The organism is Pseudoalteromonas sp. CO342X (assembly GCF_004208915.1).
Taxonomy (GTDB): domain Bacteria; phylum Pseudomonadota; class Gammaproteobacteria; order Enterobacterales; family Alteromonadaceae; genus Pseudoalteromonas; species Pseudoalteromonas maricaloris.
In genome coordinates, this window is record NZ_SGPH01000043.1 from 67,455 (window position 1) to 90,752 (window position 23,298).

General features: G+C 43.4%; 17 protein-coding genes. 6 read left to right on the top strand and 11 right to left on the bottom strand.

The features are described from left to right. Positions 1 to 196: 196 nt before the first annotated feature. The 3 genes from EXT47_RS23340 to EXT47_RS23350 all read right to left on the bottom strand — a co-directional run bounded on the left by EXT47_RS23340 (position 197) and on the right by EXT47_RS23350 (position 3,299). Positions 197 to 742 (bottom strand): GNAT family N-acetyltransferase, encoded by a 546-nt coding sequence (locus EXT47_RS23340; RefSeq protein WP_130127715.1) that lies wholly within the window; start codon positions 740 to 742, stop codon positions 197 to 199. A gap of 62 nt (positions 743 to 804) precedes the next feature. Beyond that, positions 805 to 2,859, bottom strand: a complete 2,055-nt coding sequence (locus EXT47_RS23345) for a S9 family peptidase (RefSeq protein ID WP_039491226.1) — start codon at positions 2,857 to 2,859, stop codon at positions 805 to 807. A 134-nt stretch (positions 2,860 to 2,993) separates the two neighbouring features. After that, positions 2,994 to 3,299: a hypothetical protein gene (locus EXT47_RS23350; RefSeq protein WP_130127716.1), complete on the bottom strand. Its 306-nt coding sequence runs from the start codon at positions 3,297 to 3,299 to the stop codon at positions 2,994 to 2,996. Between the two features lie 96 nt (positions 3,300 to 3,395). Here EXT47_RS23350 and EXT47_RS23355 point away from each other — a divergent pair, with 96 nt between their 5' ends. Beyond that, positions 3,396 to 4,301, top strand: coding sequence for a LysR family transcriptional regulator (locus EXT47_RS23355; protein WP_130127717.1), 906 nt, complete (start codon positions 3,396 to 3,398; stop codon positions 4,299 to 4,301). Here the strand turns inward: EXT47_RS23355 and EXT47_RS23360 are convergent. Continuing rightward, the gene (locus EXT47_RS23360) at positions 4,284 to 6,884 is read right to left on the bottom strand and encodes a TonB-dependent receptor (protein ID WP_130127718.1); all 2,601 of its coding nucleotides are present in this window, start codon (positions 6,882 to 6,884) and stop codon (positions 4,284 to 4,286) included. The genes EXT47_RS23355 and EXT47_RS23360 overlap by 18 nt on opposite strands. A gap of 99 nt (positions 6,885 to 6,983) precedes the next feature. Here EXT47_RS23360 and EXT47_RS23365 point away from each other — a divergent pair, with 99 nt between their 5' ends. After that, positions 6,984 to 9,089, top strand: coding sequence for a winged helix-turn-helix domain-containing protein (locus EXT47_RS23365; RefSeq protein ID WP_130127719.1), 2,106 nt, complete (start codon positions 6,984 to 6,986; stop codon positions 9,087 to 9,089). A 37-nt stretch (positions 9,090 to 9,126) separates the two neighbouring features. On the opposite strand, the gene EXT47_RS23370 is transcribed toward EXT47_RS23365, so the two are convergent. The 4 genes from EXT47_RS23370 to EXT47_RS23385 form a co-directional block, all read right to left on the bottom strand. Beyond that, complete coding sequence (locus EXT47_RS23370; RefSeq protein ID WP_130127720.1) at positions 9,127 to 10,455, bottom strand: energy transducer TonB; 1,329 nt, start codon at positions 10,453 to 10,455, stop codon at positions 9,127 to 9,129. A gap of 258 nt (positions 10,456 to 10,713) precedes the next feature. Beyond that, positions 10,714 to 13,290, bottom strand: coding sequence for a TonB-dependent receptor (locus EXT47_RS23375; protein ID WP_130127721.1), 2,577 nt, complete (start codon positions 13,288 to 13,290; stop codon positions 10,714 to 10,716). 443 nt (positions 13,291 to 13,733) lie between these two features. Further along, positions 13,734 to 14,960: a threonine/serine exporter ThrE family protein gene (locus EXT47_RS23380; protein WP_083229862.1), complete on the bottom strand. Its 1,227-nt coding sequence runs from the start codon at positions 14,958 to 14,960 to the stop codon at positions 13,734 to 13,736. 339 nt (positions 14,961 to 15,299) lie between these two features. Next, positions 15,300 to 16,310, bottom strand: coding sequence for a LacI family DNA-binding transcriptional regulator (locus EXT47_RS23385; RefSeq protein WP_045989296.1), 1,011 nt, complete (start codon positions 16,308 to 16,310; stop codon positions 15,300 to 15,302). A 173-nt stretch (positions 16,311 to 16,483) separates the two neighbouring features. On the opposite strand from EXT47_RS23385, the gene EXT47_RS23390 reads away from it, so the two are divergent. Further along, entirely contained in the window at positions 16,484 to 18,931 is a 2,448-nt protein-coding gene (locus tag EXT47_RS23390; protein WP_226899447.1) for a prolyl oligopeptidase family serine peptidase, read from the top strand. 71 nt (positions 18,932 to 19,002) lie between these two features. Here EXT47_RS23390 and EXT47_RS23395 read toward each other — a convergent pair whose 3' ends face one another. The 3 genes from EXT47_RS23395 to EXT47_RS23410 form a co-directional block, all read right to left on the bottom strand. Beyond that, positions 19,003 to 19,851, bottom strand: coding sequence for a DMT family transporter (locus EXT47_RS23395; RefSeq protein WP_039491207.1), 849 nt, complete (start codon positions 19,849 to 19,851; stop codon positions 19,003 to 19,005). A gap of 167 nt (positions 19,852 to 20,018) precedes the next feature. Beyond that, complete coding sequence (locus EXT47_RS23400; RefSeq protein ID WP_039491204.1) at positions 20,019 to 20,819, bottom strand: Rossmann-like fold-containing protein; 801 nt, start codon at positions 20,817 to 20,819, stop codon at positions 20,019 to 20,021. Between the two features lie 298 nt (positions 20,820 to 21,117). Further along, positions 21,118 to 21,471: a hypothetical protein gene (locus EXT47_RS23410; protein ID WP_130127723.1), complete on the bottom strand. Its 354-nt coding sequence runs from the start codon at positions 21,469 to 21,471 to the stop codon at positions 21,118 to 21,120. A 281-nt stretch (positions 21,472 to 21,752) separates the two neighbouring features. Here EXT47_RS23410 and EXT47_RS23415 point away from each other — a divergent pair, with 281 nt between their 5' ends. From EXT47_RS23415 to EXT47_RS23425, 3 genes are all read left to right on the top strand, one after another. Continuing rightward, positions 21,753 to 22,004, top strand: a complete 252-nt coding sequence (locus EXT47_RS23415) for a helix-turn-helix transcriptional regulator (RefSeq protein WP_045962041.1) — start codon at positions 21,753 to 21,755, stop codon at positions 22,002 to 22,004. A gap of 67 nt (positions 22,005 to 22,071) precedes the next feature. Next, positions 22,072 to 22,359: a hypothetical protein gene (locus tag EXT47_RS23420; protein WP_039491200.1), complete on the top strand. Its 288-nt coding sequence runs from the start codon at positions 22,072 to 22,074 to the stop codon at positions 22,357 to 22,359. Continuing rightward, on the top strand, positions 22,356 to 22,931 hold the full coding sequence (locus EXT47_RS23425; RefSeq protein WP_130127724.1) for a hypothetical protein: 576 nt from the start codon (positions 22,356 to 22,358) through the stop codon (positions 22,929 to 22,931). The genes EXT47_RS23420 and EXT47_RS23425 overlap by 4 nt, the downstream gene beginning before the upstream one ends. Positions 22,932 to 23,298: the final 367 nt, after the last annotated feature.

Genomic DNA, 23,298 nt, shown 5'->3' on the forward strand with positions numbered 1-23,298 from the left:
GATCAACAAAGTAGATTGTCAAATTCAAGACAAGTTGAGTAACTGTTTCCTTTTTAGGGATGTTATGTTAACAGCGGATTGTGAAAAATCAAAGTGCTTTAGTTGATAGAGTGTATTGGTGGTTAGTTCTCAAAGCGACATTAAGTATGTCGCTGACTTAAAATGATTAAGTTTAGGGAAAAGGCTATCACTTTGGTTAATTTACGTCGCTTGCAAGTAAGCCGAATAGTGCAGAGTCTGAGACTTCACCAGCAATTTCCCAGCGAGCACGTAAGTGACCTTCTTTAGTAAATCCAAGTTTTGTTAGCACTTTGGCTGAGCCGATATTAGCAGGATCAATTTCAGCTTCAATACGCCTCAACTGCAGTGTTGAAAAAGCATAGTTAATGAGTGCAGAGCCCGCTTCTTGAATGACACCTTGCCCCCAGTGAGATTTGGCAATACCAAAGCCAATTTCGGCGCGACGTGACTCTTTATCCCAGCTAAACAGTAAACATTTGCCAATTACTGTTTCATCACTTTTCGAAACAATGGCCAGTGTGATCGCTTGTTGTGTAGTCAAGTCTTCATGTGATTGCTTGATAAATTGTGTTGCATCGTCAAGGCAGTCCCAAGGTGGCGTGTTCCAATAGCGCATGACGTCTGCGTCCGAGAATATGGCAAACAGCGCTTCTGCATCTTGTGGGGTTAAGGGTCTCAGTGTGAATCGCTCGGTGTCGAGTTTGATTGTAGTTAATTGCAATATCTTTTTTCCTTGATAAAAAAGGGCGCCAATTAGCGCCCTCAAACATTAAGCTAGCTTACTTATTTGTTCGCGTCTTTAACGGCTTTTAGCTTCGCCGCGTGGTCAATTTCATAATCTGGCATGTCTTTTTTGCCTTCGATTAGGTAGTTGTCCATCCAGCGCATCAAGCGCAAGCTGTAATCGTATTGAGCCGCAGCTTTGCGGTTACCGTGGCCTTCGCCTGGATAGTAAACTAGACGTACGTCTTTACCTTGCACTTTCATATAGCGATATAGCTCCATAGATTGTGCTGGGTGTACACGCGGGTCATCTTTACCATGCATAATTAGTAATGGCGTCTTTGATTGACCAGCCCAGTAAATCGGACTGCGCTCTAAGTACCACTGCCACTTATCCCAAGGGTAAGAGCGAGCGTGCACTAAGTACATTTCGTTTGAAATATCGGTAGTACCAAACTTAGATAGTTGGTTAGTTACCCCGACAAACATCACGCTTGCTGCGAAGTGCTCGGTTAGTTTTGTAGCACCCCAAGCTGAGGCATAACCGCCGTAAGAGCCACCAGTAATACCAACACGCTTGGTGTCTACTAAACCGGTATTGACTAGGTATTCTTTCATATCTACTAAGTCGTCAAACTCTTTACCTGCGTAGTCGCCTTGGCCAAGTTTTGAGTAATCAACGCCTTTACCTGTCGAACCACGGTAGTTTGGATAGAATACCGCATAGCCGCGTGCTGCGCCCATTTGACCTGGATCTGAATAGCTCGTGAGCCAGCCATTCTTATCGTGGCTTTCAGGACCACCGTGCACTGACATGATCAGTGGATAACGCGTACCTTCTTGATAATCAAGTGGATAAATTAATACGCCACCAATTTCAACACCATCGCGGGCTTTGAAGTTAATAGCCTCTTGTTTTGCAAAACGTTTGTTGTCTAACCACGGGTTTGAGTTTGATAGACGAGTTGCCTTGCTTGAGCGGATCACAAACACTTCATTTGGGTGCTTAGCTGTATTCGCACGTAGGGCAATGGTTTTGTCTGAATCAGAGATTGATAGATTCGATGCGATAAACTTACCTTCTTTGATAAGTTTCTTGTATTTGTTTGAGCCAACTTTAATTTGGCCAACAAAACTTTCAGCGCCGACGTTTGCGACAAAAGTCAGCTGGTTCTTACGGTTTGACCACTCAAAATCACCGATGTGACCCATAAAGTTTGGGATCCACTCTTCTACTTTGCCGCTTTGTGCATCGGCAAGGTACAAGCGACCAGTTGCCGGGTCGTGCTTGTCTTCAGCGCCTAAAATCGCGATGTAATTACCATCGTGAGAAAATTCCGCGGTACCAAGCTTACCTTCTGTTTTGAATGACGTGGTAATTTGTTGTGTTTTCGCATCAAGTACATGCCATTGTGACTTCATATACTTGTCATCAATAAGCGCTGTTGGCTGGGTTTTTACCAGTAATTTAGAAGCATCATCAGCCCAGTTGATTTCACTAACATAGCCTTCGATGTTCAGTGCCGCTGGAGTCAGCGGTTTTTCTGATGCTGCAAGATCAATGATATGAAGCTGTTTGTTTTTTAAACCCAGTTCATACACTTCAGCCATAAAACCAAGCTTTTTCAGCTCTTTTTCTGACTTATCGGCAGCTGGCATTGCAAGGATCGCAACCTGTTTGCCATCAGGACTTAGGCTATAAGCTGAGATCCCAGTTCCTTTTAGTGAAAGCACTTTCTGTGCTTCCCCACCGTTTACCGCGATGCGATAAAGGGCGCGTTGCTTGTCTTCTTTTTTCTTGGTTAGGAAATAAATGAACTGACCGTCGGCCGACCAAGAGATGCTTGAGATGCTCACTTTACCGGTGATAAATGGGCGCTCTAGACCTTCGTCGTCAATCACATAAAGTTCACTGTAATTAGAACCATTTTGGTCAACGTAAAGCTCGCGCGGTACAGAGCGAGTAAAAGCAACGAGTTCGCCGTCAGGACTGACCGACGTTGAGCTTACCGATTGGATCTTTGGGATGTCTTCAATAGTGATGGTATCGCTTGCGAGGCTTGCAGCACTGGTGAAGCCCATTGCTAAAGCCAAAGCAGACTTAAGTAGTTTCATTATTTATCCTAAATTTTCATTCACTTGTTGTAACTTCAAGATGAAGTTTTTAGGCATTCTACTTGTCACTAGAATAAAAACCAATGTTTGCGATTAATTGTCGGTTAAGCCTGATAAAGCGAAGCCGTTATCTTTTATAAGCCAAAATTCAGCGCCCCTGAATAATCAACCTGAAACGGCATAAGGTGATTAAGTGCATACGAAATGTTGGCTTTGTCATCCATGATGTAGATAGAAGCACCACAATGTTTGCAAAAACCATGCTCTTGGATGGTTTGAACTTTCGAATGCGGCACCACAAATCGTTCGAGAGATTTACAGGGATTTTCGATCAGACCATGAGCCTGAATAAACTGCACACCAGTGCATATTTCGTTGGCTGTTGTCGTGGTGAAAATACGATAGTGGATCTGGCCGCAGTGGCACGACGTGGTGATCATGTTGATGTCCTTTATTTTCTTTTGAGTTAAGTTTACTTTTTATTTTCAGTTAATATATATTCATTTGGTGTAAAGACTTTTTCCTAAGAGGAAATAATGAGAAAGGAATACGATAAACTTCACTTACTTAAAATATTATGTTGTGTCGCTGAGCAGCACTCCTTCAGCCGAGCTGCAGAGCAGCTCGGTACCACGACATCAGCGGTGAGTAAATCGATAGCTCAGCTAGAGTCATCTTATGGACAAGTACTTTTAAATCGAACAACCCGTAAACTCGCATTGTCTGATGCCGGTAAGTTGGTGTACGAAAAAGGGAAAAAGATCCTTCGTGCGCTACGCGATTTGGAAGAAGAAGTCGAACAGGTTGGAGTGCATCAATCAGGTCACCTAAAAATAACCTTTCCAAATACGATAGGGCGTATGCTACTGAGCCAAATTTGTATCGATTTTCAAAAGCGCTATCCGCAAATAAAGTTAGAGCTGATGTTTACCGCTGCAAATCAGGATCTAATCGAAGATGAGATTGATGTCGCTTTTAGGCTCTCAGCTGCACTCAAAGACAGTCAATTTTATGTCTTGAAATTAATCAATATAAACTCGACTTTTGTTGCCACGCCTAGCTATTTAGCGGCGTACGGGAAGCCCGAGCAATTAGACGAACTGAGTAGGCATAACATGTTGTTATCTAAACTAAACCATGTTGAAGATAGTTGGCATGACGGAACTAGAAGCTATGCTCTGCAAGGTAATTTGATAGCGAATAGTCGCTTTCACATTCGAGAAGCGGTGTTGGCAGGATTGGGGGTTGCCATGCTACCGTCTTATTTTTGCCAACGAGATATCGATTCGGGCGCTTTGGTTGAGCTGTTTCCCGAGCAAAATAGGCCCCAAGTTACTTTGCATGCCATATATAAAGTAAAACGAGAGCACTCTGCAAAGCTGGATTTATTCTTAGGTTTTGTACAGTCGCAATTATCATGCAAATCAGAATTGGTATCTTAGCCCTGCGTAGTAGCGCCGACCATTCACATATACCCCTGTTGGTGCGTACTCATTGCGATCATAGGTATAGATTTGTTCGTCGGTTAAATTAATAAACTCAAATTGCGCATCGAGATTATCACTTAATTTCACCGTGAGGCTGCCGTCTAATTGGCCGTAATTATCCATCATGGTCTCGCCTACACCGGTGGCAAACTGGGTTCGATAATTATAGCTAAGTCGTGCGCTAAATTGGTGGTTCTCGTAGTAAGCGGTGAGGTTAGCGCTGTGTTTTGAGGTGCCTGGCACTTTGTCCTGTAAGCCAACGTCAGCGTTGTCACGTTCGCCATCAACGTAGGTGTAATTGGCGATTAACCCAAATCCGTACGCAAGTGTTTGCTGGTAGCTTAGTTCAACGCCACGGATACTGCCGCCAGCGCCATTACTAGGCCTATCGATAGACATCAAAATGCCTTCGTGACGTTCAAGTTTCCGCTCAAACTCGATAAAAGACTCCACATCCTTGTTAAATAAGGCGATTGAGGCGAGTCCTGCATCGTCAAAGTACCATTCAAGGCTGGCATCAAACTGCGCCGCTCTATATGGATCTAAGCTGGCGTTACCACCTTGTCCTTGAGCTTGGGTCACGTTGTAATTGGTTGAGGGCATAAGGTGATGAAATTGTGCTCGTGACATGACGCGTGCAACGGAAAAACGGCCAACCAGACTTTCGCTTAAATCAAACTTGATATTGGCGCTGGGTAGAATATCGATGTAATCCCGAGATTCTTCATGCCAAACATAGCTGTCGGGCGCTTCGATGGGGGAGGCGACACGTTTAAATGCGGCAGAGTCTTGAAAGGTTTTGACCACCCGTACCCCAATGTTGGCTGCATAGGATTCACCAGCGAGTTGCATTTGACCGTAAGCGGCGACGGTTTTTTCTGTAATATGAAAACGACTGGCTTTTTCTATCTCTTGTTCAAAATTGAGCGTATCGAAGTCTTTGGCGAGCAGTGTAATATCGGCATAACTGTAGTTTTTTAAGGTGTTTGCACTACCTACGCCGCGCAAATAATCATCCACAAAAGTGCCCGGATAGGCGGCCAGTGTAGTGCCAAGCTCGCCGGCTAGACCATCAAGCCCTCCATCTTTGGAGCGATAGCGCAAAAAGTCCCGTTGATGGTCCTTGAGTTTAATGCCAAATTTAATCGCGTCGACCTGTTTAAAGTCGATATCGTACGCAAAATCGGCTTGCACGAAGTATGATTTATCTTTGCCATCTTGGCTGTCATTTCGAGCTTCGGTGATAAACCAACTCGCCGCATCTAACGGAGAAGTCCCATAACTTGCGACGATGTTTTTTCGCATTGACGTATCGACATGAAAACGGGTGTTAGCAGAAAACTGTGACGTGACGTCTTCTTTGGTGCCACCAGAGCCGTGGCTTAGACCCACTTGAAACTGGCTTGACCAATAAATGCCATCATAGACCAAGTCTAGATGGGCACTTTTGGTGCTGATCTGCGAGTCTCGCCAAATGGCTTCCATGCTGGTATTGAACGGCGCTGCTGTTGGTAAATAGTGGGCGCTCACCAAAGTACCATCTTGTACTTGTAAATCGGTTACTCCGCCGCCTAGGTCAATAGACTTTGCACTTTGCCAGAGAAAGTTTTGATTGTTGTTGTCTGCGTTTAGGTGAGAATAAAGTAAGTGACTATTTAACCTAAGTCGTGGGGAAAGCTGAAACGCGGCATTGACTGTATAAGCCTGCAACTCTCTTTGCTGCTGAAAAATCGCGGATCCCCCACCTCCTGGAAACCATAACTTCTGGTTTTTATCTTGTGGAGTCTGCTGGGTGGCATACCAAGTATCATCATCACCTTGGTATAACGTTCTATCGTGCCATCCCCAAGATTCTAAGCCGTCGCGTCTGAGGCTGCGATCTCGTCGTGTTGCGGTAAAAAGCACAGCATAGTCGCCACTTTCGCTATGATAGTTATAAATTGCAGATAATTGTGGATCGAGTTTATCGCTCAAGTCACTGTATTGGAACTGGGCCGTTACAACGCCATAGCCTGAAAGCGTAAGCAGAGGGTCGCGGGTTTTTATATTGATTGCACCACCTAACGACCCTTCATCCTGCATAGCTTGTGGTGTTTTGAACACCTCAAGGCTAGAGACGACTTCACTGGGTAATAAGGTAAAATTAAAGCCTCGGCTTGGCTGACTTGAGATCCACCAATCAGCGGAGGCGAGATATTGACCATTCAAATAGGTTCTATTTTGCTCGGGGGTTGTGCCTCGCACGCCGATCCGCTCACCTTCACCTTGTGCTCGAGAGAGTGAGATACCGGTGATCCGTTGCAGCGCCTCTGCGACGTTTTTATCTGGAAACTTACCTATGTCTTCAGCACTGATCGTATCTGAAACTTGTTGATTGTGACGTTTATTACTGAGAGACTTGACAACGCTGTCATGGAAGGCACGGATTTCGATGCGTTCTATGGTATTTTCAGCTGTCTGATTTTGCTCAACGGCATAACTTGCAGCTGTGATAAAGAATGCGCTACAAGAAACTGTTCGGATGAGAAATTCTGACATTGTGCTCAACTTATAATACGAGTAAGTTACCTTTAGTTGATACTCATAATACGCTTTTATTACGAGCCTAACCATAGTTTTACAAATTTTTAGTAGTTGATGGTTGAAAACTTAGATAAACGTTTTTTAATCAATGAGATACTTGTCGACCTGAGTAATTTATCTGTGTGTGTTGACGGTTCTTGGAGAAGCATCGAAGCGAAGCATGCGGCATTATTGCGTCTACTGATTGCTAACAAGGGACAGGTTGTTACCAGAGACGCTATCTTAGATATCGTATGGCCCGGTACTATCGTCAGTGATAACTCTGTTAGCCAGCTGGTGGTACAGCTACGTAAGCTGCTTGGTGACAGTTCAAACGAGCCAAAAATAATTAAAACGGTACCACGCCTAGGTTATCAATGCATTGCACAAATTGAAAAAGCCCCGACGCTACTTGAGCAAGTAGAGGAGCTGTCTCGTGGGCGTGGCGCACAATTTGCGCTGCTCGGGTTTTTTATGGGTCTTGTGGTGACTTTGCTTGGCGTTTTTATGGCTAAGCAGTGGCAAAATGAATTGCAACAGCTGCCCGTCACTGCAACTCGGATCACATCCTCGCCGGGTGCTGAAGTCTTTGTGCGCTTTTCTCCAAATGGTAACTATTTAGCTTACAGCTATTTAGCTGAGGGAGCCGATCAATTTGATTTGGCGGTCTATGATCTTGAGACCAAAACAACCCATACGATAAAAAGCAGCGGTTATAGTGAAGAGTCGGCAAGTTGGTCTTTAGATGGTAACTGGCTGATTTATTCGCGCTCAGATCCGGTTTCCTGTGAAGTACGGGCGTTACACGTGAAAGGTCCAATAGAAATGTGGCGACTAGCGCGCGATAGCGTGCTGGGCAGCTGTAATAGCGCACAAGACTCAGCGCCTTGGCTTGAATATCGAGCGGGTCATTTTATCACTAAGTCTTGGGATAAAGGTGGGACCTATTTGCAATCTGTAGCGGTCACTTTTGCGGATAATCATCCTAAAGTGCTCAACACTACGGCGTTGCCTATTCGCGATGTAACACATTATCAAGTTAACCAACAAGCGCTGTTGTATCAGGTAAAAGAGCAGGGCGTTTATCGGCTTAATCTGGGGCAACTTGGGGACCCTGAAAGGCAAACTACGACACTCTCCAAGCAGTCTTTTTCGGCATTGAGTCATGGTTATCAGGACGATACGGTTATTATCGCCAAACAAAACTTGAGTGTACTGAAAGGTCGTGAGCAGCAGTTGTTATACTCCGGATTTGGTGCGATATCTGAGATTGATGTTAATGCGCATTTGCGTGTTTCGGCGCACACTGAGGGCGTGGCTGAAATTAATTTTTATCAGCTCGCTGTAGATGCACAAAGCGAAGCACAGCAAAAGCAGTTGACGTCGCCCGCAAGGATGGACTTACTTGCCGCTTTGTCTGATGATGGCGCACATTTTGTATATGCCTCGGTGACAGCCAAAAATAATGATGCGCCACAATTTGAGCTGTGGCATAAACATGCTTTTCGACCAACATCGAGTTTGCTTGGTACTATGCCGCTGGGAGAAGTGCCTATTTTGCTCTTGCTGTCGCCTAATAACGAATATCTCGCCGTATTATCAAAGTCGCATAAAGTGTATTTAATAAGCTCTTTTACTAAAGAAGTGAAAAAAGTAGTTGATAACTTTGCCGAAGTTGCTGACTTGCATTGGTCACAGGATGGTAGAAACCTGTATTATCGAGCGAAGCTCTCGACGGAGGCCAAATGGCAGGCATGGCAATTTACCGTATCTCAAGGGCGCAGTGAGCAACAACCTCTGGTGACTCGTTCGTCTGATTTATCCCTGACTCAGAAGAACTCAAGCTTTGTGGGGTACAAAGAACAAGTTAGGGAATACCTAGTTGCTGCGCTGACTGAAACAATTGATGTAGAGCAGTTACGTGGGTCTTTATCTCTTTACCAGCCAGCAGTCTACCGAGACGGGGTTTATTTTGTACTGAAAAGAGGTCACCAACTGGTGCTTTATCGCTATTTAAGTAGTGAAAACAAAGTCGAAGAAATTCAACCAATTGGGTTACACCTTTATGCGGGGTTTACCGAGTTACAGGTACTAGCAAGCTTTGATGGCAGTCAGGTCATATTCAATCGGATCAACAATTATGAAAGTGACATAGTATTACTGGAGTACGGTGACCGATGAAGATATCAATGTTTCGAAGCTCAGCGTAGATAAAAAGTTAGTTAGCTAGTTTTTGCTGGAATAAGCGTATTGCTTTACTACTCCAATTGCGCTGTGATGCCGACTTCAATGCTTGTGATGCAAGCTTCTTGGCCTCTACCTGATTATCTGTAAGCTTGGCAGACAGTAGCAGCAGTTCAGGGTGTTCGGGATCGATGGTAAGACCATGACGCAACCAAGTCTTGGCCTGAGTTTTGTCGTTGAGACGAGTTAAATAGGTGTTTACTAATAAAAGTGTGGAGCGCAAATGGCCGTTATTCGAGGCCTCGGTTAGTACTTGTAGTGCACGTGGAGCATCCTGCTGTTCTGTGTTTGTAAGCAGTGTTCGTGCTAAGCGATATTTTGCGATATCCATGGTCTGTGCTGCGTGTTCTAGCCAAAGTACACTAAGTCGATGCTCTCCCACATTGATAAGCTGAGTTGCTAAGCGATATTGTGCCAAGTCCAAGCCATTTTTCGCTGCGGCTAAATATAGTTCATTTACCGGCTCTTCAGAGCGCCAGTGGTAGCGCAGTAGCTGATACGCATTGTAATCTTTCATACTCAACCAGTTAGCAATATAGTATTGTACCTGCGCCACACCACGCTCTGCCGCATCGATATTCTGCTTAAGCTGTTTTTCGTAGGCCTTCTTTTGAATGGCTAAGGTTTCGCGATATTGCTCGCCTTTATATGTCGCAAAATGGTAAATCAAGGTGTGTGCTTGTTTTGGACCACTATAGCGCCACTTTTCTACCGCATTTAGCAAGCTAGCGGTGAATATGTGCTTGGGGTAGCTATCTACGACCTCAATATTGGTTGCCTTACCGCTTTGGTCGATATCAAACTCTAACCAAACCCAGCCCTCAACCCCTTGTCGTACGGCCTCATCAGGGTAGTCAGGTAATACATCGTGAGTTTTACTCGGCGTAGAAACGATATTGGGTTGCTTGAGCCGGGCAAGTGTTGAATCAAGTAAGTAGGTGTCTGCCAAACGATTTCTTTGAAGTGTTACGAAATCTTTTAGGCCACTTTGGTCGTCGGATTGCTGCAAAACGAGTTGCGCAGTTTGAAAGGCTTCAGCAATACCGAACTCTTTAGCCAATGAAAACCAAGCAAAGGCATTTGCGGCACTTTGTTCGGTTCCTTGGCCGTACAAATACATCACCCCAAGATTATACATGGCGTCTGCATTACCTAATTGAGCTAGGCGATTGAATTCAGAAAATGCAAGAGTGAATTCTTCATTCTGATAGGCGAGGGTAGCATCGTAAAGATCGGCTTTTGTCAGCCAACTTATGCTCAGCAAAAATGAAAAAATAAGCCCAGAAATGAGATTGTTGCGCATTTTATTGATTACTCATCCTCGGACTGCTCTTTGGGGTTGTTGTGGTCATTTTGAAAAGGCTATATAACCACAATATAAGGGAAATTTAAATAATAAAAGCTGATAGCAAACGCTATCAGCTTTTTGGAACTCCGGGCAGGGAGTTTACTAAGTCGAACCTGTGTTAGCTTGGAAGCGACTTAATTCGAGTCATGAAACTATTCCTTTACGACTAATAAGACCAGATTTAGTGGTAAAAGTTTCATTCGCTATTCGGTGTTAGAAGTTAAATCTAACCCCCGCGCTAAAGCGCCTTCCATCGGCATAGACACCCGTTAGTGCCTGCTCAACTCCCTTTTCCTGATAGCTAAATGTATGTTCATCCGTCAAGTTGATGGCCTCAAGAATAAATGCCACATTCTCGTTGTAGTTATAGGTAAGGTTGGCATCTACTTGACCATAATCGTCAATGTATCCTGGCCAGTCTCGACCTGTATCATACCCTGTTCTGAAGTTGTATGAGATACGGGCACTAATGAATTCGTTTTCATAATAAGAACTCAAGTTAACGGTATGCTCAGAGTTGCCTGGGATAGTGATGTCGTTACCTTCATCGTCTTTGGCTTCGCCATCTACATAGGTATAGTTAGCTGCAACGCCAAAACCCTCGTATAATTCTTGTTGATAACCGACTTCCAGACCTTGAATACGTCCCGCTTTACCATTTACAGGACGACTGATCAGAACCTCTTTACCTTCATGTATTTCAAGTGCCGGTTGGCTCTCGATAAACGACTGAATATCTTTGTAGAAAAATACCGCAGAAAAAAGACCTGCGTCGCTAAAGTACCACTCGATGCCGGTATCAAATTGCGTCGCTCGATATGGGTCTATGTCAGGGTTGCCGCCAGTGCCGGTTTGTGTTTCTAGGTTGTATGAGGTTGATGCTGTCATATCGGCGTAATCTGGACGAGACATAACTCGTGCCGCAGAAAAACGCATTAATAAATCGTCATCTAAGTCAATTGCCAAGTTAATGCTTGGAAGAATGTCGAAGTAGTCCTTTTCTTCCGTTGTCCATACCTCAGCGCCTGACTCACCAGCAAACGCGGATGAGGTTTGTTTGGTATTTACAAGTCTTATACCTAAATTACCGCGTAGACCATCTGCGTCCAGATTCGCTTTAATGTAGCCTGCGGTAATTTTTTCATTGATATCGAAAGTACTGGCCTTCAATACTCGGTAATTCCAACCCAGCGCATCACCTTCTTGGCGTATTTTGTCTGAATCAGTGATTGCATAGCTGCGCGTTGTGCCCGATGATCCTACGCCTGAAAGGTAATCAGAAGGCATGGCTTTAGAGTAATCAGCCAGACTCCAGTTTAAGTCGGTACGATTATCCGTTGTGTGTTTGGTATTAAAACGACTATGATCACGATATTTAAAGCCTACCTTGATCTGGTTAAAGATAGCGACGTCAATTGGGCGTTTAAAGTCGGCTTGAAAGTAAGTTTCATCATCTTTCGCATCATTGCTGTCATAGCGTAAAAAACCTAAATTCCATTTATCACCATCGTTTGGATCGGCGGCATAACTGGTTTTTACGTCTTCCTCTTGTGACGCATCAAAGCTGTGAACATAGTTGCCTTCCCAACCAACGGAGCGATCCGCTTGTGAACCCCCCGAACCTTCTGTGTAACCTAAGTGATACGAAGATTCCCAAAGTTGCCCTTGATGTTCAACTTTTAAGTCGTACGATTTGGTTTTGAGCTCAGAGTTACGTACTTTGGTCTCATCCAGAATGTTATTACCATCTGGCGATAAGCCAAGTGTGCCGCCGACGGCCATCTTTCCAACTACGGGATGGTCGATAACGGTAATGTCAGTGTATTGTGAGCCGCCGTAACCGGGTAACCAAAGGAAGTTTTGGTTTTCATTATCGGCTTCAAGCGTAGAGTCTAACGCATTGAATACAATGTCCATATTTTCATTTGGACGATATTGCAAGGCGAGATTTATACCTGTGCGTACGCGCTGCTGTGAGAACATGGCTGAGCCGCCACCACCAGGGCTGTAGACATTGTCGACGACGGTACCATCTTCAAGTGTGATATCACGATAGGTCCAAGACCATGCTTCAATACCATCGCGGCGCAAGTTACGTTCCTGGCGCACGACAGAAATTAAGGCGCCAAAAGATTCATCATCGGTCTTAAAGTTGTACATCGCGGAAAGTTGTGGGTCGGTTTCACCTGACACTTCGCTGTGCTGTGCGATAATTGAACCTGCAATTTTATTTGCTTCTAAATCAAGCGGCTTACGTGTTCTAACAATCACGGTTCCACCAATAGAGCCTTCGTCAATATCGGCTTCTGGTGATTTGTAAACTTCAAGCCCAGAAATGATTTCAGAGGGTAACATGGTATAGTTAAAACCACGGCTCGCCGCTGAGTTGGTCCACCAATCCGCTGAGCCAACAGCTTGACCATTTAATAAGGTCCGGTTTTGGCTTTCACCTGTGCCTCGAATGCTAACGCGTTCACCTTCACCAAAACTACGCGTGATTGAAACACCGGTAATTCGTTGTAGTGATTCGGCAACGTTTTGATCTGGAAATTTGCCAATGTCCTCGGCGGTTACTGCATCAACAATGGCGTCAGAGTATCTTTTTGTATTGAGTGATTGAACAACGCTGCCACGGATCCCTCTGACTTGAATAACTTCAACTTCACCATTTTTAGCTGCTTCTTGATTGTTGTTTTCTTCAGCGAGTGCTAGACCCGGTGCAAAAAGTACCGAGCCGAGCAAAGATTGGCTGATTAATACAGCCAGTTTTTTCTTATTATTGCGAAACATAAATTCCCCTTGAGTGCATATACCAATTAGCCTTAATACTTGCTCAGTTTGAAGGAGTAAATCTGACGCTAACTGCGTTAAAAATTTCTTATTTAGAGCAACTAAATAGCAAAATTTTTGCCTTGTTATCGACAAGGTTTTCTCGCCTCAAAATAGACCACTTAATTAAGATAATTGGTATTACTTGTGATTGAGAGGTTGACCTCGAGAAAGATTAAACACCAGCGGGGTTTGTTAAATCTTGAATTGAAATGAATAGTTATGAATTTGGAGGTTTTTAACTTTTGTTTTTCTTATTTTATTGAAATATATGGATATAAAATAATATTTTCTCGGTAGTTTGCGGTTTAAGTTAAGTTTACTGGAGTGATTTCACTTTGTTTTTTGTTAACATTCACAACTACAAAGAACTGGAAAGTCGCCTTTCCAGTTCTTTTTGCGCGTTATAGACTCTTTTTAGGTGGCAGCACAACGTTTGAGAAGATAAGGCCAGCGATAAGAGACATAAATATTAAAAAGGTTTGTTGGCCGATATGATCTGCGTGAACAAAGCTTTGGCCTTCGATCAATGAATTAAGTCCAATATAGGTTTTAGAACCAGGGACCAACACAATCAAACCTTGCATTGCCACAATGGACGCAGGGGCATTTACCACACGGTTAAAGATATTACTAAAAACTCCCACTGCAAATGCACCCACAAAAGTACCAAGCGCATAATCAAAGTAAACAGCAGAACTGATACTGGCTGCGTAGGCGATAAAGCCAGATGCGAGTGACCAACTTGCATGGCGTAACTTTGTTCTAAAGATAACAACTAGGCTGCTACAAAGTAATAGCACCGCAAGCCAAGCCGTCCAACGTGGTAATGGTGATGGTTGTATAAAATCAACCTGACCAAAAAATGCAAACCCTAAACTGATCCCCAAAAATGCACCGAAGTAGAGCTTAAAGAGCAACATAATAGAGTCCATGACTCTTGCGGTACCTGACACTAAGTGCCGAGCCGATAATTCAGCAAATCCAAGCGCCAGCGCCAAGCCAGGTATAAACACGATAATGGCCGAAAGTACCACCAAACGGATGTTGATCTGTGGGTCAATGTACACAGACACGGCACAAGCAGCAACCGCTGATACGATGGCGACCAAAGGTTCAAGCATATGTGTTACACGTTTGGAAATACTCGCCCAAAGCACGAATAAGTAGACCACAAGCGATAATAGCGCCGACCACCATACGTCATTCCAGCTAGTCCCCATCAGCATTGCAAACGCACCGCCTGAAGTTGCAAATGCAAGACCCGTCATTAACTTATTATACGGAGGCTTAGCGTGCAAAATGGCTTCAAGGCATTGTTCGGCTTCTTGGATTGAAAGCTCACCAGATAACACACGTGTTGCGACGTCATCCGTATCTGCCAATGAACCTAAATCATGATCGCCAGGGTCAACACGTGCCACGTGGGTATATTCTTCTTCATGACCTTCGGTCCAAATCACAAAAGTGACGGACGTCGGAGACATGACAAAGGAAGACTTTAACCCTAAGTGTGTGGCTACTTCCATTAAGTGTGCTTCGAGTCGATAGGCAGGGGTACCGTATTTGTGAAGCATTTTGCCTAACTTCACAATAAAGCGGCGTTTCTCTGTAAAGGTTGCGTTATTCAACGAAAGAGAACCTTAAATATGTAATACCAATTCTACTGAATGCAGTGAATTGGCGAAAATGTTAAAAAAGTATGGTGTTTGAAATTAAAAAAATCAAACTGAGCTCATCATGGGTACGCGCTGCTAGTAAGATACATATCATTGCTTTTACTAGATTTTAGTTATGTTTTTGCACACGAATTTGATATTCGCAACAGACTATTTGCATAGGTAAATTTGGCGGCCAAGATTGCTGCGAATTCTATCCAGATTCTCAGTAATGTCTATAGTTTTGGCCGCAAATATTTGCATTTTTTATAAGCAGGTCTCAGCGCTACATTTATTGCTAAATGCTAAGAGTTACGATGATTCTCTGATCTGCAATGAAACATCCACCAAGGTTCTAACGGCAGGTTGCGATTTGTTTAAAATTTCGGACAATGTATGGCATGTCCGCTTACCGATGTCGTCGGCATCAATTCTGACGCTCGTTAATGCGGGTTTCATCAGCTGGGAGTCTTGCAAGTCATCAAAACCGACAACTTTGATGTCTTCACCAGGTACTAGTCCATGTTCGCGCATGGCTTCAATTGCACCGTATGCAATGACGTCACTAAAGCAAACGATAGCTTTTATCTCTTTATGGTCAGCGATGAGGGTATTAAACGCTTCTCGGCCCCCTTGGCGATTGGTTGGAGCTGCGATCGCAGGTTGCGCTTCATTTAAACCATTGAGCTTTAGCGCGCTTTGGAAACCAGACAGTCGCTCATGGTAATCAGAGATTTCAGGGGTACCACCCAAAAAAGCAATGTTTTTTATGCCTTGCTCAATGAGGTGAGTCGTTGCTAGGTGAGTCCCTTTTTTATTGTCAGGTAGAATACAAGGGGCTTTTGCAAAGGCCACTTCACGCATAATGGTAATAACTGGAAATCCAGAATCAGCCAATTGGTCAAGCCACTCTCGCGGGGTACTTGGTGCGGGCACCATGACAAAGGCACAAACGTTGTATTCTTTAAGTGTGTTAACCACCTGGCGTTGGCGATTAAAGTCTTCGCCTGTATTGACCAGCATAGGTACCATACCTAATGCATAAATATGCTTTTCTAATCCGACAGCAAGCTGAGCAGAGTACGGGTTAGTTAAGTCGTTGATAACAACAGCAACAAGATTAGACTTTTTGCTACGTAACGCTGCTGCGTCGCGATTATAGACGTAGCCCAGTTTTTCGATGGCTTTTAATACTTTTTCTTTACTTTTATCGCTCACTTTATCGCTATGCGTTAGAACAAGGGATACTGTTGATTTAGAAACTTGTGCCTCTTCGGCAACATCGAAAATGGTAACCTTAGCGAGTTTTTTATCGTTGTTCATGCTAATTCGTATCAATTATGGCTGGTTAAGTGACTAAGTGTACATCAAGTTTTCATCGCATTAAATCGCAAATCTCTGCACATTTCCCGATAATCGTTATATGATGATCCGTTAAACGCCGAAGATAGGTAAATACAGTGAAATTATTAAAACAAATCACATTTATCATATTAATGACTTCCGTATCATATACGGTATGTGCACAAGAGCAAGGCTACATGACACCTTCTCCAGAGCTGGCAAAGCTTGTTGATGCACCATTGATCCCTACATCTAAATTGAGTGCGAACGGCAATTGGTTGGCATTGTTACAGCGCAATAGGGTGCTTACGCTCGAAGAGCTTGGGCAGCCAGAGCAAGCGCTTGCGGGGATAAAGTTCAACCCGCAAACTTTTATGCGGACCTCCAGCCGCCAATATAGCTCTATTGAGTTTAAACATGTCGCAACCGGTGCCTTAATTAAGGTGACAGGTCTACCTAAAGGCAAGATCAAGTCGCCAAGCTGGAGTGCAGATAGCCGCTATCTCGCGTTTATTCTTGAACAAGAAAATAGTGCTACGCTTTGGGCTTACGATATTGAGCAGCGCAACCTTAAACAGCTCACTCAATCAACTTTAAATGGCGTGGTGACTTCAACGCCATATCAGTGGTTGCCAGACAGTACTGCGATTATCGCAAATATTGCTATTAATCATGGCAAACAGCCAAGCGCAAAAGATAAATCTAGTCTAACACCAATAGTACAAACCACATCTGGCAAAAAAGCATCCACTCGTACTTATCAGAACTTATTGTCTAGTCCCTATGATATTCAGCTATTTAAGTTCTATTCTGAGGGGCAGTTAATTAAGCTAAATCTTAATGCTAGCGCGCAGCAAATTGGTAACCCAACCTATCTTAAACACTTCTCTGTTTCGCCAGACTCTACCAATCTAGTGGTCGGTATGATGGCCGATCCTTTCTCATTCCAAGTGCCTTACAGCCGTTTTCCTGCGGTATGGCAGGTGTGGGGAATGCGCGGCTATCCATTATTTGAAGTGGCAAGACAACCACTAGCCGACGCACTGCCTGCGGGCTTTGATAGCGTAAGAGAAGGGCCCCGTGAGATCCAATGGCGTGACGACCATGGCGCGACGTTAATATGGGCCGAAGCGCAAGATGGTGGGGACATGAGTGCGAAGGTTGATTACCATGACCACCTTTACACGATTAGTTCGCCATTCAAAAAAGAGCCTGAACTTTTCGCAAAAGTAGAACGTCGTTTTTCGAGTATTGAATGGGCCGATAACAATGTTGCGATTTTGAATGAATGGCGCTTTGCCGATCGCAGTGTTCGCTCTTCTGTATTTTCTCCGCGCAATCCAGAGCAAAATCGCGTGGTGTTTTCAGAGCGCAGTTATAATGATGCATACAAAGATCCTGGCAATTTTGTATATGAAAATAGTGATTTAGGTTCAAGAGTGTTGAAGCTAGTTGGAGGCAGGTATTTGTTTCTAACGGGCAACGGTGCATCTGAGAAAGGCAACATTCCTTTTTTAGATCGCTTTGACGTAAAAACCAATACTTCAACTCGTATTTGGCAGTCGAGCGAACCTTATTACGAAAGAGTGCGTGCAATGTTAGATGACGAAGGTATGCGCTTTATTACTGTGCGTGAATCACGCCAAGAGCAACCTAACTTTTTTGTCCGTGACTTACAGTTTGATACTTTGGAGCAGCTAACTAAGTTTGCGCACCCTTATCCTGCATTTAAAGGCGTTGTAAAAGAGCAAATCAAGTACAAACGTGATGATGGCGTTGAGTTATCTGGTAATCTTTATCTTCCTACAGATTATGACCCATCAAAAGGTCGTATACCTGTGTTGATGTGGGCTTATCCGCTTGAGTTTAAAGATAAAGCCGTTGCCTCACAGGTGCGCGAATCGCCTTATCAATTCCCATATATTGGCTATTGGGGACCTATGCCGTATTTAGCAAAAGGTATTGCTGTTTTTGATGATCCGACGATGCCGATTGTGGGGGCTGGTGATACGCAACCTAATGATACATTTAGGCAGCAATTGGTTGCGAGTGCGAAAGCAGCTGTTGATACCTTAGTGGAAAAAGGTATAGCAGATCCTAAGCGCATTGCGATTGCAGGGCATTCGTATGGGGCGTTTATGGTGGCTAACTTACTTGCCCATAGTGATTTATTTGCCACTGGCATTGCACGAAGCGGGGCTTATAATCGCACCTTGACGCCATTTGGTTTTCAAGGGGAGCCGCGTAATTTCTGGGAAGCGCAAAACGTCTATGCCTCTATGTCTCCTTTCTTTCACGCGGAAAAAATCAACGAACCTATGTTGATGATCCATGGAGAGGAAGATCCAAACTCAGGTACTTTTCCTATGCAATCTAAACGTATGTTTGCTGCAATGAATGGCTTAGGTGGCAATGCAAGGCTGGTGATGCTGCCAGAAGAAGGCCATGGCTATAAAGCACGAGAAAGTATTTTACATGTACTTTGGGAGCAAGAGCAGTGGCTTGAAAAGTATCTGTTCCCTGAGAAAGAAGAAGCAATCCCTGAAGACACGTCAACAGATGAAATGATCCCGGTTGCAACGGAAGCGACAGTTAACTAACAATAATCGATACAGTAGAGGGAGTAGTAGATCTACCCCCTCTATTTACAATAATACGAAGCTTAAGCTACCTACTCTTTACTTGATACTGAACTGCCGACGGAAGCGGTAATTACCATAAAAATGGCAAGCCATTGCCAAACAGTCAGCAACTCTCCGAGAATTAAAAAGCCAGCCAACGCCGCAACCGCAGGTTCAACGCTCATTAAAATACTAAACCCTTGTGCGGGCATTTTTCGAAGCGCTACCATTTCTAGGCTATAAGGCAGGGCACTGGATAATAAACCAATCGCGATACCTAATGGGATCAGTGACCAATCAAGTAGTGCAGCACCTTGTGACACCACGCCAAACGGCACGATAGCAAGGGCAGCAACCGTCATGCCGATTGCCACAGTCACCCCGCCGGAGCTTTCATTGCCTGAGCGCTTACCGTAGAGAATATATCCAGCCCAACAGGCACCAGCAACCAAGGCTAAAGCAACACCGACTGGGTCTAAACCATTGACATCGCCAAGATCTGGTAACAATAGCAAGATCCCCAAAATAGCAAATGCAACCCACAAATAATCACGTTTCCGCTTAGATGAAAACAGTGCTACGGCGAGCGGCCCGGTAAATTCTAATGCCACACCAATGCCAATAGGGATACGCTCAATGGCATAGTAAAAGGTGATATTCATACCACCCAAGCACAGGCCATAAACGATGAGTGGTCGCCAGTTTGTTGGTAAATGACGCCAAGGTTTGAACACCAAGCATAAAATAAGAGCTGAAAATCCAAGGCGATATGCTGTGGTACCCTCGGGCCCCACAAACGGAAATAACTGCTTGGCAATAGAGGCACCGGATTGAATGGTGACCATAGCGCAAAGTAGGCATAAAATCGCAATGACAAAGTCGCGGCTAAGTAGTGGCATTGAGACCCCAATAAGATAAATAACAAGCTTAAAAATGGCGATATAAGGCTAGTCTAATCGTGTCTAAATAATGGCTCAATTACTTTTGTATATTTTATGCCTTTCTTGGTTTTTGAAATGGTTATTTGTTGATTTATTTACTTTTAATTTTCAATGTTTTCTTTTTATTATCGTTCCAATTTTGCTTGTGTACTCAGGTAGTTAAGCCAAGCACTTTCATGCCTTTGCATATTTTTATGCTTTTTCGAATCCAAGTGTGCGAGCTTATCGCTGTCATTGATAAAAGGGCCTGCCCTACAGATAGTGCAGTAATTATCACCCAAATAATCAGGTACTTTGAGCTTTTCTTTGATGGCGTGAGCTGGGTTAACAGACCAGTAATAGCTAATACCGCTGGTGTCTTTTACGTGTTTATCACGGTCAACATTACGAATTTGATACTCTGGGAATTGTGAAATCTCAAATCGAGATTGGCCGAGGTAATATTGTTCAAGTCCGTTGACAAGGCTGCCTTCTAGATTCCACTCAATATATGGCTTTACGTCCTTTGAGGTAATGATCCCGAGTTGAGCGCCATTTGGGTCAAGTGCATATGCCGCTGCGTTTATTAAGAATTCTCGCAGCAATTTCCGATTGAGGCTGTTAACGCTCAAGGTCTGGTTTTGGAAGCTTTCAAACGAACCAAATGCAGGAATGAGAGGAAATTGAAAAATAACTGCATCAAAGGCATGCGGCGGCACTTTTTGCCAACAATGTGCCTCAGTGACATCAAATTGAGTCACTACATTAACCCCTAAATCATGCAGCTTATCAAATGCATTATCTTGATATTTATGCTTAAGTTCATTTTCACTATCGTACACACTGGCAGTAAGATGGGCTGGAGCAAAATGTTTTGCTAATGAATATGAGAAGCTTAAATCGCCGTCACCAACGGTAAGAATACGCCAGTTTTTATCGAGTATCATGGAGCTGTCTAAGTCAGTAAAAGGAGGAGTTTATCAAACTAGGCAGTTATCTTGTAGCAATTGGCTCTTTTATTAGTTTAAAACCAACTAGACAAAATACACCCGCCAAAAACCAAATGCTCCCAGCCAAAATTGCAAAACTGGTGGTTTTTTCAGGGAAAACTATAGCTAGCGGCAGTGTAATTGCTCCCCTTACTAAACATAACGTTGAAATAGTAAAGATGGCAGGGCGAAGCATAGGTAATGGTTTGATCCACTTGAAGGCCGAAAGTGCGTAGGCGGTCAAACGTACGCAAAGTCACTCTAAATATTTCCCCCAGTCTTGTGCCTGCCATAATATTTTGTGCGGTTTGGATAGTTGGTTTATCTGTCCGTTTTGCTTGTCAGCTATAAGTTTTCGTTGTGTACCTTTTTGCTCACGTTGGCGATACGCTAACGCACATAACGGGCACTTAGTATCTTGATGCAGTCCAGAGAGGCTAAAAAAAGAACACTTTCCAGATAAAATATAGATGAGTAATCTGAAGGATGTAATTTCGATTGCGTCTTGAGTCTCAACACGTAGCTTCATGGTGCTTAAATCAGTTGAACTCTCTGGCTCGCCAATTTGTGTCATGTTTGTTTCAAACGTTTCAGTCTTATGTTTTCTCATGTTGCTGTCCTTTTAAATATGCTGAAAATGCCAAAAAGGAACGTGATGTGCGTAACGCATTGCTTTTTCAGTATGCGTTACTTCAAGTACAGCGCCTTACTGTTCCTTCTAGTGTCAGATCTTACAAAGGTATGAGTCCAAAAGCTTAGACTGTTTCAGATTTTTACACTTTACCGTTTCATTTGTTTAACACAAAATACACAAACAAGGCTCAGGCAGGACTATAGCGTTGTCATTGTTAGTAAAAGAATATTAATGGAGTACCCTAAGGGAAAAGATAAATGACAATTAAAGCAAGCAGTTTAGTACAGCAACTGAGGTTTGCCGCAGGATACTCTGTAATTCAGTTTGCAAAGAAGATGGGCGTTTCAAAACAAACCATCTACAACTGGGAGAGCGGCCTGACAACACCGGATTTAAACCAAGTAATTAGAATGTACATTGTTTGTGGATTGAACCCCAAGTCTTTACTACCAAAGCGAAAAAAAAGCAGTAATGATGAACTTGGTGATACCGATACCAACCTCGATTAAATAGCGCAATTTGCAATCAAGATTGTTACACTATGCATACAAATGTTATTAACATAAGGAATACAAAGTGTATAAAAAAGAACCTAATTACATCTCAAAACAATTACTTCCTGACGAACATTTAGGCAGTATTATCGGTTCTAGTGGTGTGATCGGTGATGGTGCTCAAATTAACCCTAGGCAAGGAAGAGACAATATAGCGACCTCTGTAGTACAAATCATTTCTCACAAGTACTTGCGACTAATTACAGGCTCTGGCGGTGTAGCTGGTGGTGGAGGCGGTCAAGTTGATCCTCAACAAGTGGAAGGTGCGATACAAACGCCTTACTTTAAATCTAGCAACGAGAAATCATGAGTACGCTATATCAAGTCATAATGGAAAATAACCACCTAATCAATATTTCGATTTGGGTGGTTTTGATAATTTCAGTCTTTCTAAGTAAAGACAGCCCTAATGTTCAATGGTTAGCAGTCAATATTTTATTTGCACGCACATTAGACATTGCACTGTATGAACCAGCTTTAAAGTTGGGCGGATGGTTTTACTTTATAATGGCGACGCAAAATTTGCTTTTGATGGCGCTCATCATAAAACGCAAACAGATTGCAAACTATATAGCGCAGTTCAATTTAAGCTTTATCAGTCGCTTTGCACTAAAAAGCGCAAAAGACTTTTCCCTAACACCAAATGAGCTCACTTACATACTCATTTTAGCAAGTGCTGCTCTCATTCAAACTGCGTCTCTTATCGAGCGAGGGTTCAGAAAGCTAACTGACTTTAACCCAATGTTTATCTATAACGCGTACCCAAGTTTGATGCACATACTCACTATTCTTTCCGTGCTGGTTGTATTGTCACTAGTCATTGATGCTTATCGTGGTTTCTATACTCGTCGTGACTCTACAAGTCGCAGCAGCTCAATGTGAGAGCATGGCTCGGAGTGAATTAGCTTTGTACTATCACATAACTTGCAGAGGTTACTTTTATTAAAATTGGAGAATTCTCATGATATTGTTACCCAATGATATAGCTAAAAAAATAACAGGAGTAGCAGGCGGTGGAGTAACCCGTCCTGACCTACCTGAGAGAAAAGAGTAAAGTTTGGGTGTAGATTGATTTATATACATGATAAAGTATTAGAAGTAGCCCATTACGTGTTCTAAGGAAATAGTACTGCGTATTGGTGGAGCGGCTTTAACCAACAACAGTGGACATAAAAAAATGCAAACAAGGATTGTGGTGTATGGTACTAACCATCCTGTACATGTCGTCGATTTTGAACTCACGACCTGT

Excerpts from the sequence above, each read along its gene's own strand:
- EXT47_RS23350 (WP_130127716.1), bottom strand. The coding sequence starts at position 3,299 with ATGATCACCACGTCGTGCCACTGCGGCCAGATCCACTATCGTATTTTC.
- EXT47_RS23410 (WP_130127723.1), bottom strand. The coding sequence starts at position 21,471 with ATGAGAAAACATAAGACTGAAACGTTTGAAACAAACATGACACAAATT.
- EXT47_RS23370 (WP_130127720.1), bottom strand. The coding sequence starts at position 10,455 with ATGCGCAACAATCTCATTTCTGGGCTTATTTTTTCATTTTTGCTGAGC.
- EXT47_RS23385 (WP_045989296.1), bottom strand. The coding sequence starts at position 16,310 with ATGAACAACGATAAAAAACTCGCTAAGGTTACCATTTTCGATGTTGCC.
- EXT47_RS23415 (WP_045962041.1), top strand. The coding sequence starts at position 21,753 with ATGACAATTAAAGCAAGCAGTTTAGTACAGCAACTGAGGTTTGCCGCA.
- EXT47_RS23345 (WP_039491226.1), bottom strand. The coding sequence starts at position 2,859 with ATGAAACTACTTAAGTCTGCTTTGGCTTTAGCAATGGGCTTCACCAGT.
- EXT47_RS23365 (WP_130127719.1), top strand. The coding sequence starts at position 6,984 with ATGGTTGAAAACTTAGATAAACGTTTTTTAATCAATGAGATACTTGTC.
- EXT47_RS23375 (WP_130127721.1), bottom strand. The coding sequence starts at position 13,290 with ATGTTTCGCAATAATAAGAAAAAACTGGCTGTATTAATCAGCCAATCT.
- EXT47_RS23360 (WP_130127718.1), bottom strand. The coding sequence starts at position 6,884 with ATGTCAGAATTTCTCATCCGAACAGTTTCTTGTAGCGCATTCTTTATC.
- EXT47_RS23395 (WP_039491207.1), bottom strand. The coding sequence starts at position 19,851 with ATGCCACTACTTAGCCGCGACTTTGTCATTGCGATTTTATGCCTACTT.
- EXT47_RS23425 (WP_130127724.1), top strand. The coding sequence starts at position 22,356 with ATGAGTACGCTATATCAAGTCATAATGGAAAATAACCACCTAATCAAT.
- EXT47_RS23390 (WP_226899447.1), top strand. The coding sequence starts at position 16,484 with ATGACTTCCGTATCATATACGGTATGTGCACAAGAGCAAGGCTACATG.
- EXT47_RS23355 (WP_130127717.1), top strand. The coding sequence starts at position 3,396 with ATGAGAAAGGAATACGATAAACTTCACTTACTTAAAATATTATGTTGT.
- EXT47_RS23400 (WP_039491204.1), bottom strand. The coding sequence starts at position 20,819 with ATGATACTCGATAAAAACTGGCGTATTCTTACCGTTGGTGACGGCGAT.